This is a genomic window from Roseococcus sp. GW821-FHT12F05 (assembly GCF_058806835.1).
In genome coordinates this window covers 466,066-478,507 of record NZ_JBXAQB010000002.1, presented here as the reverse complement: position 1 = coordinate 478,507, position 12,442 = coordinate 466,066, and the positions used below count along the sequence as shown (strand labels likewise).

Genomic DNA, 12,442 nt, shown 5'->3' with positions numbered 1-12,442 from the left:
CATGCGCGCGGCCATCATCGGCGTCTCGGGGCTCCGGCTGACCTCCGAGGAGGCGGCGCTGCTGCGCCGCCACCGACCGATGGGGGCGATCCTCTTCGCGCGGAACGTGGCGGATCCGGACCAGCTCCGGGCCCTGACCGTGGAGCTGCGCGAGGTGCTGGGCGCGGAGGCGCCGATCCTGGTGGACCAGGAGGGCGGGCGTGTCGCCCGGCTCAGGCCGCCGCACTGGCAAAAGCACCCGCCTGCGGCGAGCTTCGAGAACGGCCCGGCGGAGGCCGCGCGGGCCGAGGCAGCGGCGATCGGCGCCGAATGCGCGGCGGTGGGGCTGGACGTGGTCTGCGCCCCGCTGCTCGACCTGCGGCTGCCGGGCATGCACCAGGTGATCGGCGACCGCGCCTTCTCGGCCGATCCCGTCGAGGTCGTCCGGCTCGGCGCCGCCTGGATCGCGGGGCTGCGCGAAAGCGGGGCGCTGCCGGTCATCAAGCACATCCCCGGCCATGGCCGGGCCACGATGGACAGCCACGAGGCGCTGCCGGTCGTGGACGCCTCGCGGGACGAGCTGGCGCTGGACTTTTCCCCGTTTCGCGACCTCGCCGCGGACGACCTCTGGGCCATGACGGCCCATATCCTCTACCCGGCGCTGGACCCGGAGCGCTGCGCCACCCTCTCGCCCACCATCATCGACGGTGTCATCCGCGGCGAGATCGGCTTCGACGGCTTCCTCATCTCCGACGATCTCGGGATGAAGGCGCTGAAGGGCGATTTCGGCCATCTCGCCCGCGCCGTGATGGAGGCCGGCTGCGACGCGGCGCTGCACTGCTCCGGCGCCCTCGCGGAGACGGCGGCCGTCCTGGAGGCCTGCCCGGACCTCGCCGGAAAGGCGCTCGACCGCCTCGCGGCCTCCCGCTCCCGGGTGCTGGCCTGAGCGGATGCTAGACATGCTGCCGGAGCTGGTCGCCGCGGTGCTGGCCAGCGTCATCGCCATCACCCTGCACGAGGCGGCGCATGGCTATGCCGCCCTCTGGCTTGGCGACCCCACGGCCAAGCTGATGGGCCGGCTCTCGCTCAACCCGATCCGCCATGTGGACCCGGTCGGAACCCTGCTGATCCCGGGCTTTCTCCTGGTGTCCCAGCTTCTGACCACGGGGCGGGTGGATGTGATGTTCGGCTGGGCCAAGCCCGTGCCGGTGGACGTCCGGAACCTGCACAACCCGCGCAGCGGCATGATGTACGTGGCCGCCGCCGGGCCGATCATGAACTTCTGCCTGGCCTTCATCTCGGCCCTGCTGGTGCACCCCGTGGGGCTGGCGGACAGCTTCCTCTCGGCCGAATCGATGGCCGTGGTCTACCGCTTCCTGGGTCTGTCCATCCTCGCGAATCTGGTGCTCGGCCTGTTCAACCTCTTTCCCATCCCGCCCCTGGATGGCGGCCGCATCGTCGTGGGGCTGCTGCCCTACCGGGCGGCCATCGCCTATGCGCAGCTCGAGCGCTACGGGCTGCTGCTGGTGATCGGCGTGCTCTTCCTGCTGCCGCTGGCGGTGCCGGCCTTCCAGCCGATGGAGGCCTTCCTGAACTGGATCGTGCGGCCGGCCTTCGCCTTCGTGCTGCGCGCGGCGGGACACGGCAGCGTATGAATGCGCCCACCGTGAACACACAGGCCGAAAGCCTGGTCCTCGATCTGGAAGGCTTCCAGGGTCCGCTGGACGTCCTGCTGGAGCTCGCCCGGGCCCAGAAGGTGGACATCCGGCAGATCTCCGTCCTGGCCCTGGCCGACCAGTTTCTCGCCATTGTCGAGGGCGCGCGGCGGGTCCGGCTGGAGCTGGCGGCGGAATGGCTGGTCATGGCCGCCTGGCTCGCCTGGCTGAAGTCGCGCCTGCTGCTGCCCGAGGAGGAGCGCGAGCCCGAGGACGAGGATCCCATCCTCGCCGCCCACCGCCTCACCGAGCGGCTGGCCGAGCTGGACCGGATGCGCGCGGCTGCCGCCTGGCTGGGCGGGCGGGCGCAGCTCGGGCGCGAGACCTTTGCCCGGGGGGCGCCGGAATCGCTGCGCGTCGAGGACCGGTCGGGGTTGGTGGCCGATCTCACCACGCTGCTGCGTGCCTATGCCACGGCGCGCCGGCGCGGCGCGGCCGACCGGCCCTTCACGCCCAAGCCGAGAAAACTCTGGTCGGTGGCCGAAGCCTTGAGCCGGCTTCAGGCGTTGATCGGGGACGCGCCCGGCTGGAGCACGCTGTCCGCCTTCCTGCCGGAGGGAATGCTGTCACCGCTCGACCAGCGCGCCGCGCTGGCGAGCACGTTGATCGCGGCGCTCGAGGCCGCCCGGGGGGGCGGGATCGAGCTGCGGCAGGAGGGGGTCTTCGCCCCGATCCTGCTGCGGAAAACCGAGGGGGATCTTCGACATGTCGCCTGAACAGAGCACTCCCGAACAGGGGGATTTCGAGCGCGGCCTGCGCATCGCCGAGGCGTTGATCTTCGCCTCCGACCGGCCGGTCCCGGCCATGCGGGTGCAGATGGCGCTGCCCGAGGGCGTGGAGGCCATTCCGGTCCTGACGGCGCTGGCCGCGCAGACGGCCGGCCGCGCGGTGGAGCTGGTGGAGGTCGGCGGCGGCTGGGCCTTCCGGACGGCGCTGGACCTGGCGCCGGCCATCACGCGCGTGGTCGAGGTGCCGCGGCGCCTGCCGCGAGCGGCCATGGAGGCGCTGTCCATCGTGGCCTACCACCAGCCGGTGACGCGGGCGGAGATCGAGGAGATCCGCGGGGCGGCGCTGGCGCAGACGACGCTGGACGCGCTGCTGGATCATGGGCTGGTGACGCCGCGGGGCCGGAAGGAGACGCCGGGGCGGCCGACGCTCTGGGGGACCACGCCGAAGTTTTTGGACCAGTTCGGGCTGAAGGCGCTGTCGGAGCTGCCGCGCAAGGAGGAACTGGTGTCGAACGACCTCGCGGTGGTCGAGCTGCAGGGGGAGCCGGATGGGGCGCCGCCGTTGATCGAGGATCACGCGGCGTAGTGGCGTCCCAACCCGATTGCTACAGGTCCAGCCGCGCCAACTCGAAATGCATGCCGTCCGAGAATTCCTGCGGCTTGAAGTAGCCGCCCCAGGCGAAACCTTCGCTTTCGAAGATCGGCACGAGCTCGCGCACCGAGCCTGTCGCGCCCAGCGGCGCCGGGTCCGCGCCGTAGCTGTTCCATGACACGTTGATGTCGATGGCGATCCCCCAACTGTGGCTGCTCAGCTCGCGCTCCGGCCTCCAGCCCATATGCCGCGGGACCCATGTGCCGCCGCAAGTCTTGATCCGGTCGCCCAGGCCAGCTTGGGCGATCTTTTCGAAGACGCGCTGGAAAGGCGTTTCGGCCTTCCTGTGGACGTCGAGGTCCGATTTGCCCGTATGCTTGAGTAGGGGAGTCTTCAAGGAAATCAGGTTCCTGGCCGGCCAGTCATCGGTGATCTCGATGGCGCCGCTCGGGGAGGCTTCCTTATAGGCGAAGGGGTTAAATATTTTTTTGATGTCAGCTCCTGACAGTACCTTGATGGTCCCGTCCGGCCGCCGGTTCACCTGCATCTCGCCGGGCTGCGCCAGAGGCTTTGTATCGGTGACATCCGTGCTGGCGCCGGACCAGACGAAGCGGTTGCCTTCCAGGGCGAACCAGTCGGGATTGCCGCTAACGTTCTCGCCTTCGATCAATTCCTGTGGCTGGAACACGGTGCCGACCTCGATATAGCCGTCAATGCCCGCGGAAGTCTGGGCCGCGCCCAGGCGGACGCGCAGACGGGCAGTGGCGCGCCGAGGCGGAAGAGGATTGGCGGCCATCAGCCTACGGCTCCATCAGCTAGGGGCTGAGACGGTCGGGTCGGGGAACCGCCTTGGCTCGCCCCTGGAAGGTTTCGCGCTGGCGGCACGCCGGAGCGGTCCTCGGAGGCTTCATCCTGGCTCTTCTCCTTCGGCTTCACGGTTGCGCGAATGACCATCAGCTTGTTGAGCACATCGAACCAGAAGGGGGCGCCCAGCGTTCCGGCAAGGGCGGTGATGAACCAGCCCAGGATGATGACGAGAATGGCTGAGATCCAGGACATGGCGCTTTTGGAGGCTTCGCCCTGGGGGATCATCCGGTTGCGCGAGAATTCGTTCCAGCCAATCGGCAGCCCGATCTCGCGGATGTCCTGGTCCAACTCGCGCAGATACTGCCGCGCCTCGGCCGGGGCGGGAGGCGGGTTGCCGGCGGTATTGGCCGCGACTTGGACCAGTCGCTCACGTGCCGCCGGAGTCGCCGCGAGATGCTGGCCGATCAGGATCGGATTGATGTTGAGGACAATGGCGACGAGAAGCCCGAGCAAGAGCAGCAGCTTCTGGGTGCGCCGCTTGTACCAGCCGGAGGCGCGATCCATGACGCCATCGTACCAGCTTTCGAGATTGGCCTTCAGACCAGCGATGTCGTCGCCATAGAGGCGGCGATAGCTTTTGACGATGGCGGTGACGGCCTTGCCGGCTTCGCCGGTCTTGACCAGGTCGAGAGCAGCGCCCGAGAACAGATCGCGCGGGATATAGGAAGGAAGCGAGCCGCCTCTGCTGCGACCTGTGAAAGTGACCTGGCTCGTTTTATAACCTCCCTGGAAAAGTGCAAATATGAGAGGATGATTATAGAATTTTTCGAGAGCTTCATCGGTCTCATCGGCAGGATCCTTTACCATCATCCTAATGGCATTTTCCAGATCGGCCGCCCGTGTCTTGAAATAGGATTCGATGACTTCGGTCAGCGCGGTGAGCATAAGGCTCACCAGAAGGAAAACCAGAATCAACCCAATTCCGATGTCCAAGGTCTCCACACCAAACATCACCATCTCCCCTTGATATTTTCAACATAGGAGATGCATTTCATATCACAAATAATTATTCATCAAGATAAATACACCTAAAATATAAAATGATATATGTCTATTTTATGATTATAATTTCCTAGGAATGTTTGGATATTTTCTGCTTATACTTCGGTTCGGGAAAACAGATGTTTCTACCCCTCAGTTCCGTCAGCATCAACTTGACCCCGCGGGACTTCGCCGACCATCCCGGCTGTTGGCCGCGATGCTCCCGTCGCCGAACCAGTCGCCGCGCCGCGCCGGCCTAACCGCGGTCCTGCATCTTCTGGGCGAAGGGCGAGAACTCGTGATCGTAGAGTCGCATATGACATTCCTCTCCTTAGCCGCTCTGTCGACATCCGTTCCTCTTGCCCGCACAAGGCAGCATGAGCCTTCGCCTCACCGGCATCCGCCATGCCTTCGGCCCGCGCGAGATCCTGCGCGGCGTCAGCCTGGATGTCGCGCGCGGCGAGATCCTGTGCCTCCTCGGCCCCTCCGGCGACGGCAAGACCACGCTGCTGCGCCTCATCGCCGGGCTGGAGCCGTTGCAGCACGGCCGCATCGAGCTCGACGGAGCGCTCCTCGCCGAGCCCGGCCGCGAGGCGCCGCCCGAGGCCCGCCATGTCGGCTTCGTCTTCCAGGACTACGCGCTCTTCCCCCACCTCACCGTCGGCGACAACGTGGCCTTCGGCCTGCGCCGCATCCCGCGCGGGGAGCGGGGCGCCCTCATCGCCGAGGCGCTGGAGCGCGTCGGCCTCGCCAGCCATGTCGATTCCTGGCCGCACCAGCTTTCCGGCGGGCAGCAGCAGCGCGTCGCCCTGGCCCGGGCCCTGGCGCCCAAGCCGCAGGTCCTGCTCCTCGACGAGGCCTTCGCCAGCCTCGATACCCGCCTGCGCGAGCAGGTGCGCGACGACACGTTGCGCGTTCTTCAGCAGACGGCCATCCCCGCCCTCATCGTCACCCACGACGCCGAGGAGGCCATGTTCATGGCCGACCGCATCGCCCTGATCCGCGAGGGGCGGGTGGCCCAGCTGGGCACGCCGGAGGATCTCTACCTCCACCCGGCCGATCCCTTCGTCGCGGGTTTCCTCGGCGAGGTGAACCGGCTGCCGGCACGCGTCGCGAACGGCGCCGCCACCAGCGCGCTCGGCGCCATCCCCGCCCGCGGCCTGCCCGACGGCCCCGCCGAGCTGCTGCTGCGCCCGGAGGGGCTGCGCGTCCTTCCGGCTGGCGAAGGCACGGCCGCCGAGGTGCAATCCTGCCGGCTGCTCGGCGCCCACACGCGCGCCTGGCTGACCGTGGACGGCACGCTCCACCTCCACGCCCGTCTGCCGCCCGGCCTCCGGCTGATCCGCGGGCAGCGTGTCGGCCTGGCGCTGGACCCCGAGCGCGCCTTCGCTTTTCCGGTCGGCCAAAGCGGGATGACCGGAGGCGCGAAGGCGCCGGAGGTCTGAATCCCGCGACGGGGCAAAGCGGGATGACCGGAGGCGCGAAGGCGCCGGAGGTCTGAATCCCGCGACAGGTGAACAACCCTCGGTCCCCGATTTCGGGGGCCGAGGGTGCAACCGGCGGCCCGAGCGCCTAAGTAGAAACCGCGCCGCATTGGCGGCGCGCCGGAGCCCTGGTATCCAGGGCGGATTACGTCTGTATCCGCATTGGGGATGGAATGCTCGACCTCGCCTGGTCCGAGATCATGTTGGTCGCCGTCGTGGCGCTGGTGGTGATCGGTCCGAAGGACCTGCCCAGCGCCATCCGCGGCGTGGCAGACCTCATCAAGAAGGGGAAGAAGCAGCTTGCCCAGTTCCAGCAGCAGGCCGACGAGCTGGTGCGCGAGGCCAAGCTGGAGGACGTGCGGAACCAGATCGCCGACGTGAAGGGCGCGCTGAACGAGATCCGCAGCTTCGACCTCAAGGGCCATATCGAGAAGGCCGTCGATTCCGACGGCACGCTGAGCAAGACCTTCAACGACAGCCCGATCAGCTCCACACCCGCCTGGAAGCCGCCGCCGACCGCCGCCGACACGCCCGACGCGCCGGCGATGATCCCGCCGCAGACCATGGCGCCCTACAAGCCGCCCGAGCCCGCGCCGCAGCCCGAGGCGCCCTCCTTCCTGCCGCCCTCGACGCCCGCGCCGCTGAACCTGTCGGTGCCGGCGCCCGAGCCCGAGGCGACCGTTGAGCCCGCCCCGGCGCCTGCCGAATCCGTGGTCGCGGCGCCGATCGAGCACGCGCCCGCCAATCCCACCCCCGCTGCGGCGCCCGCTTCCGCCGACGCGGCCAAGATCGTCTGAGGCCTCCCGTGTCCAGCACCGCCGAAGACGACGATCCCATCAACGACAAGCCGATGCCGTTGATCGACCATCTGATGGAGCTGCGCCGGCGGCTCCTCTGGTCGGTCATCGCCTTCGGCATCTCCTTCGCCGTCTGCTACTACTTCTCCGCGCAGATCTACGGCTTCCTGGCGCAGCCGCTCGCCAACATCCTGCAGCAGCAGGGCGGCGGCGACCGGCGGATGATCTTCACCGCGCTCTACGAGGCCTTCTTCACCTATCTGAAGGTGGCCTTCTTCGGCGCCGTGTTCTTCTCCTTCCCGATCTGGGCGACGCAGCTCTGGCTCTTCATCGCGCCGGGCCTCTACCGCTCCGAGAAGCGGGCGGTGACGCCCTTCCTCATCGCTTCGCCCATCCTGTTCCTGCTGGGCGCGGCGCTGGCCTACTACTTCATCTTCCCGCTCGCCTGGCACTTCTTCATCAGCTTCGAGACGCCGGCCGGCGAGGGCACCGTGCCCATCCAGCTGGAGGCCAAGGTCAGCGAGTACCTCTCGCTGGTCATGCACATGATCCTGGCCTTCGGCATCGCCTTCCAGATGCCGGTGGCGCTGGTGCTGCTGTGCCGCGTGGGCATCCTCAGCGTGGCGAGCCTGCGCAAGGGCCGGCGCTACGCGATCGTGGGCATGTTCGCGCTGGCCGCGATCATCACGCCGCCGGACGTGATCAGCCAGGTGGGCCTGGCGGTGCCGCTGATCCTGCTCTACGAACTCTCGATCCTCTTCGCCGCCTGGGTGGTGCCGAAGCCGCCGGAGGAGGGGAAGTGACGCCGATCCTGACCGCGCAGGCGCCGACGCCCTCCTTTGCCGACCCGCTGGACGAGCTCTTCGACATGGTGAACCTGCCCCGCAAGGACACCGGCGTGGACGGGACGATCTATGTCTCGACCGTGCAGGGGCAGCACGGCCCGCGGATCAAGTGGTTTCCCGGACGACCCTCGCGGGAGGCGGCTTGCCTCACTGTGACGCTGGAGCCGGAGCCGCGCGTGATCAACCACGGCCTGCCCGATCAGGTCGCCGCCGCCGCATCGCCTCGTATCCGATCGTGGGCCTCGGCCAACAGGGAGGCGCTGCTGCGCTTCTGGAACGAGGGCCTCTCCTGGACACGGGACGAGGTGAGCGACTTCATTGACGGGCTGCACAAGCTGCCGTAACGGCGCTGGCCCTTCCAGATCGGTGACCTGAACATGCATGACATCCGAGCGGTACGGGCCGATGCGGCCGGTTTCGACGCGGCCATGGCGCGGCGGGGGATCGAGCCCCAGGCGGCTGGGATCCTGGCGCTGGACGAGGCGCGCCGCGCCGCCATCGCGCTGACCGAGGGCGCCCAGGCCAAGCGCAACGCATTGTCCCGCGAGATCGGCGCCGCCATGAAACGCGGCGACAAGGACGAGGCCGACCGCCTCAAGGCCGAGGTCGCCGCCGCCATCGCCGCGGCCGAGGGGGCCGGCGTCGAGGCGAAGGAGGCCGCCGTGGCCGAGGCGCTCTCCGTCCTGCCCAACATCCTCGACGCCGAGGTGCCCGAGGGCCGCGACGAGAGCGACAACGTCGTGATGCACCAGCACGGCGAGCCGGCGCACCCGAACTTCGAGGCGAAGCAGCATTTCGAGCTGGGCGAGGCGCTCGGCCTCATGGACTTCGCCGCGGCGGTGAAGATCTCCGGCAGCCGCTTCGTCGTGCTGAAGGGCGCGCTGGCGCGGCTGGAGCGGGCGCTCGCGCAATGGATGCTGACGCTGCACACCGAGCAGCACGGCTACAGCGAGACCTCCGTCCCCAACCTCGTGAACGCGGCCACCATGTTCGGCACCGGCCAGCTCCCGAAGTTCGAGGAGGATCTCTTCAAGACCACCGACGGCCGCTACCTGATCCCGACCGCCGAGGTGCCGCTGACCAACCTCGCGCGCGACGAGATCCTGCCCGAGGCGGTCCTGCCGCTGCGCTACACTGCGCTCTCTCCCAGCTTCCGCAGCGAGGCCGGCAGCGCGGGGCGCGACACGCGCGGCATGCTGCGCCAGCACCAGTTCAGCAAGGTGGAGCTCGTCTCCATCACGAAGCCCGAGGACAGCGACGCCGAGCACGAGCGCATGACGACCTGCGCGGAGGCCGTTCTCACCGCGCTCGGCCTCACCTGGCGCCGCGTCTTCCTTTGCGCCGGCGACACGGGCTTCTCGGCCGCGCGGACCTACGACCTCGAGGTCTGGCTGCCGGGCCAGCAGGCCTGGCGCGAGATTTCCTCCTGCTCCAACTGCCGCGACTTCCAGGCGCGCCGCATGAAGGCGCGCTACCGGCGCGGCAAGGACAATGTCCTGGTCCACACGCTGAACGGCTCGGGCGTGGCCGTCGGCCGCGCGCTCATCGCCGTGATGGAGACGCATCAGCAGGCGGATGGCAGCATCCTCGTCCCCGAGGTGCTGCTGCCCTGGATGCGGATGGAGCGGATTCCGGCGGCGGGATGACCCGCCGCCGAAAGGCTCAGTGGTACCCGATGTCCGCCCGGACCTTCCCCCGGAAGACCCAGTAGGACCAGCTCGAATAGACCAGGATCACGGGCAGCAGGAACAGCGTGCCGACCAGCAGGAAGCCCTGCGTCGAGGGCGAGGAGGCCGCGTCCCAGAGGGTGTAGCGGTGCGGCACGATCATCGGCCAGAGGCTGATGGCGATGCCCGTATAGGCCAGCACGAAGAGCGCGATGGCGGCGAGGAACGGACCGCCATCCGACGTGCCGCCCAGCATGCGCCACATGGCGATCGTGATCGCCGCCGTCGCGACGGGCACCGGCGAGAAGACCAGGATGCCCGGCCAGCTGAACCAGCGTGCCGCGATGCTCGCATGGGCCAGCGGCGTCCAGACGCTCACGATCCCGATCCCGATCAGCACGGCCACGAGGCAGATCCGGGCGCTGCGGCGCGCGCGGGCCTGGATCGCGCCCTCGGTCTTGAGGATCAGCCAGCCCGCGCCGAGCAGCCCGTAGCCGAAGACCAGCGCCGCGCCGGTCAGGATCGAGAAGGGCGTGAGGAAGTCGAAGGAGGAGCCGGTGAAGTGCCGCCCGTCGACCTGGAAGCCCTGGATGAAGGCGCCGAGCATCACGCCCTGGCAGAAGGCCGCGAGGCCCGAGCCGATGCAGAAGCCGTGGTCCCAGAAGCTCTTGTGCTCGGCGTCGCGGAAGCGGAACTCGAAGGCGACGCCGCGGAAGGCCAGCGAGAGCAGCATCACCAGGATGGGGAAGTACAGCGCGGGGATGATGATGGCGAAGGCCAGCGGGAAGGCCGCGAGCAGGGCGAGGCCGCCCAGCACCAGCCAGGTCTCGTTGCCGTCCCAGATGGGCGCGATCGCGTTCATCACCATGTTGCGCGAGGCGAGGTCCGGCTCGAAGCCGTAGAGGATGCCGACGCCGAGGTCGAAGCCATCCAGCAGCACGTAGAAGAAGATTCCGGCGGCCAGGATCACCGTCCAGACCGGCACGAAGCTCAGCGCGGTCATGGCGTTTCTCCCTCGGGCCGGAGCTGCACGGTGGTGGGCCGGCTCGCGCGCCCGGCCGCGACGGGGGAGGCGTCGTCCGCCGGCGCGTCGATGCCCTTGCGGATCATCCGCGCCATCACCCAGAAGCCGGCCGGGAAGATGATGAGGTAGACGACCATGTAGCCCAGCAGCGAGATCAGCACGTCCGATCCCGTCAGCGACGGCGAGACGGAATCGGCGGTGCGGAGATGGCCGTAGACCGTCCAGGGCTGCCGCCCCACCTCGGTCGTGGTCCAGCCGGCGAGCACGGCGACGAAGCCCATGGGACCCATCGCGAGGCAGCAGCGCAGGAACCAGGGGCTGTCGAAGAGCCGCCGGCGCCAGCGCAGCAGCCAGCTGACCGCGACGAGCCCCAGCATCAGCATGCCGATGCCGACCATGATGCGGAAGGCGAAGAAGGGGATGGCGACGGGCGGCCGGTCCTCGGGCGGGAACTCCGTGAGCCCGCGGATGGTGCCGTTCAGGCTGTGGGTCAGGATCAGGCTGCCGAGCAGCGGGACCTCGACCTGGAAGCGGTTCGTGGCATTGGCCTCGTCCGGCAGCGCGAAGAGGATGAGCGGCACGCGCGAGCCCGTCTCCCAATGCGCCTCGATGGCGGCGAGCTTGGCGGGCTGGTGCTCCAGCGTGTTCAGCCCGTGCTGGTCGCCGATCAGGATCTGCAGCGGCACCAGGAAGGTGAGCAGCCAGAGCGTCATGGAGAGCATGACGCGCCCCTCGGCCACGTGGCGCCCCTGGCGGATGAGCCAGGCGGCGACGGCGATCACCACGAAGCCCGTCGTCACGTAGAAGCCGGTCACCGTATGGGCGAGGCGGTAGGGGAAGGAGGGGTTGAAGATCACCTGCAGCCAGTCGGTCGGGAAGAAGCGCCCGTCGATGACCTCGAAACCCGCGGGCGTCTGCATCCAGCTGTTGGCGGAGAGGATCCAGAAGGAGGAGAGCAGCGTGCCGAAGGCCACCATGAAGGCCGCGACGAAATGCGCCCAGGGCGGCACGAGCTTGCGGCCGAAGAGCAGCACGCCGAGGAAGGCGGCCTCGAGGAAGAAGGCTGTCAGCCCCTCATAGGCGAAGAGGGGGCCGAGGACATTGCCGGCGACGTCGGAGTAGCGGCTCCAGTTCGTGCCGATCTGGAAGGGCATGACGACGCCCGAGACCACGCCCACGCCGAAGGCGACCGAGAAGATGCGGATCCAGAAGGTCGAGATCCGGAAGTAGATTTCCTTCCTCGTGACGAGGTGCATGCCCTCCAGGATCGTGATGTAGGAGGCCATGCCCACCGTGAAGGCCGGCATCAGGATGTGCCAGGCGATCACCCATGCGAACTGGAAGCGGGAGAGGAGGACGGGGTCCAGATCCATGAGGCATGATCCTGCGAAGCGGGCCCCGTCCGACGTCCGGTGTCCTGGGCATCCCAAGTGACGATAGCACGTCATTGCAGCGCGTCGGGCCTGCCGTGGCTTGTCGGATCGTGCTTTTCGGAAGCCGGGGCTCAGCGCCGCCAGTAGTGCTCGTGGTAGAAGTAGGGGGTGTCGCGGCAATGGCCCCAGGGGCCGCGCCAGAAGCCGGGCGGGCATCCCTCGACGCCGACGCAGGCGCCGAGCAGCACCGCGGCGCTGGACAGGGAAAAGGCCAGCGCGAGAAGCCGGGCGCGGCGGCGGATCGGTTCGGGCAAGTCGGGATACTCCGGTGTGGCGGCGCGCGGCGTCGCGCGCCCCTGGAAGGCGTGGCCGCGCGACGCCGCGCGGAAG

14 protein-coding genes are annotated in these 12,442 nt (G+C 68.5%); 9 read left to right on the top strand and 5 right to left on the bottom strand.

Going from position 1 to position 12,442, the window contains the following annotated elements; genetic code table 11:
• Position 1 precedes the first annotated feature (1 nt).
• Genes nagZ through scpB form a run of 4 tightly spaced genes read left to right on the top strand, consistent with a single transcriptional unit; the run spans position 2 to position 3,008 of the window.
• On the top strand, positions 2 to 925 hold the full coding sequence (nagZ, locus tag AC1ROY_RS07070; protein ID WP_493147917.1) for a beta-N-acetylhexosaminidase: 924 nt from the start codon (positions 2 to 4) through the stop codon (positions 923 to 925).
• A 13-nt stretch (positions 926 to 938) separates the two neighbouring features.
• Positions 939 to 1,634, top strand: a complete 696-nt coding sequence (locus tag AC1ROY_RS07065; RefSeq protein ID WP_493147915.1) for a site-2 protease family protein — start codon at positions 939 to 941, stop codon at positions 1,632 to 1,634.
• Between the two features lie 11 nt (positions 1,635 to 1,645).
• Complete coding sequence (locus AC1ROY_RS07060; RefSeq protein WP_493147914.1) at positions 1,646 to 2,410, top strand: segregation and condensation protein A; 765 nt, start codon at positions 1,646 to 1,648, stop codon at positions 2,408 to 2,410.
• Positions 2,400 to 3,008: an SMC-Scp complex subunit ScpB gene (gene scpB / locus AC1ROY_RS07055; protein WP_493147912.1), complete on the top strand. Its 609-nt coding sequence runs from the start codon at positions 2,400 to 2,402 to the stop codon at positions 3,006 to 3,008. Before AC1ROY_RS07060 ends, scpB begins: the two co-directional genes overlap by 11 nt.
• Before the next feature lie 19 nt (positions 3,009 to 3,027).
• Here the strand turns inward: scpB and AC1ROY_RS07050 are convergent, their stop codons facing one another.
• Positions 3,028 to 3,810 (bottom strand): M15 family metallopeptidase, encoded by a 783-nt coding sequence (locus AC1ROY_RS07050; RefSeq protein ID WP_493147910.1) that lies wholly within the window; start codon positions 3,808 to 3,810, stop codon positions 3,028 to 3,030.
• Positions 3,810 to 4,832 carry a hypothetical protein gene (locus AC1ROY_RS07045; RefSeq protein WP_493147908.1) on the bottom strand — a complete coding sequence of 341 codons (1,023 nt, stop codon included), beginning with the start codon at positions 4,830 to 4,832 and terminating at the stop codon, positions 3,810 to 3,812. Before AC1ROY_RS07045 ends, AC1ROY_RS07050 begins: the two co-directional genes overlap by 1 nt.
• Positions 4,833 to 5,239: 407 nt before the next feature.
• On the opposite strand from AC1ROY_RS07045, the gene AC1ROY_RS07040 reads away from it, so the two are divergent.
• The 5 genes from AC1ROY_RS07040 (at position 5,240) to serS (ending at position 9,634) form a co-directional block, all read left to right on the top strand.
• Entirely contained in the window at positions 5,240 to 6,307 is a 1,068-nt protein-coding gene (locus AC1ROY_RS07040; RefSeq protein ID WP_493147906.1) for an ABC transporter ATP-binding protein, read from the top strand.
• A 212-nt stretch (positions 6,308 to 6,519) separates the two neighbouring features.
• Positions 6,520 to 7,143 carry a Sec-independent protein translocase protein TatB gene (gene tatB, locus AC1ROY_RS07035; protein ID WP_493147905.1) on the top strand — a complete coding sequence of 208 codons (624 nt, stop codon included), beginning with the start codon at positions 6,520 to 6,522 and terminating at the stop codon, positions 7,141 to 7,143.
• Between the two features lie 53 nt (positions 7,144 to 7,196).
• Positions 7,197 to 7,946 carry a twin-arginine translocase subunit TatC gene (gene tatC / locus AC1ROY_RS07030; protein WP_493148365.1) on the top strand — a complete coding sequence of 250 codons (750 nt, stop codon included), beginning with the start codon at positions 7,197 to 7,199 and terminating at the stop codon, positions 7,944 to 7,946.
• Positions 7,943 to 8,332, top strand: coding sequence for a hypothetical protein (locus AC1ROY_RS07025; RefSeq protein WP_493147903.1), 390 nt, complete (start codon positions 7,943 to 7,945; stop codon positions 8,330 to 8,332). Before tatC ends, AC1ROY_RS07025 begins: the two co-directional genes overlap by 4 nt.
• 33 nt (positions 8,333 to 8,365) lie before the next feature.
• Entirely contained in the window at positions 8,366 to 9,634 is a 1,269-nt protein-coding gene (gene serS / locus AC1ROY_RS07020) for a serine--tRNA ligase (protein ID WP_493147901.1), read from the top strand.
• 16 nt (positions 9,635 to 9,650) lie between these two features.
• Here the strand turns inward: serS and cydB are convergent, their stop codons facing one another.
• From cydB to AC1ROY_RS07005, 3 genes are all read right to left on the bottom strand, one after another.
• Positions 9,651 to 10,658: a cytochrome d ubiquinol oxidase subunit II gene (gene cydB, locus AC1ROY_RS07015; RefSeq protein ID WP_493147900.1), complete on the bottom strand. Its 1,008-nt coding sequence runs from the start codon at positions 10,656 to 10,658 to the stop codon at positions 9,651 to 9,653.
• On the bottom strand, positions 10,655 to 12,052 hold the full coding sequence (locus AC1ROY_RS07010) for a cytochrome ubiquinol oxidase subunit I (protein ID WP_493147899.1): 1,398 nt from the start codon (positions 12,050 to 12,052) through the stop codon (positions 10,655 to 10,657). The genes cydB and AC1ROY_RS07010 overlap by 4 nt, the downstream gene beginning before the upstream one ends.
• 131 nt (positions 12,053 to 12,183) lie before the next feature.
• Positions 12,184 to 12,366 (bottom strand): hypothetical protein, encoded by a 183-nt coding sequence (locus tag AC1ROY_RS07005; RefSeq protein ID WP_493147897.1) that lies wholly within the window; start codon positions 12,364 to 12,366, stop codon positions 12,184 to 12,186.
• Between the last annotated feature and the right edge of the window lie 76 nt (positions 12,367 to 12,442).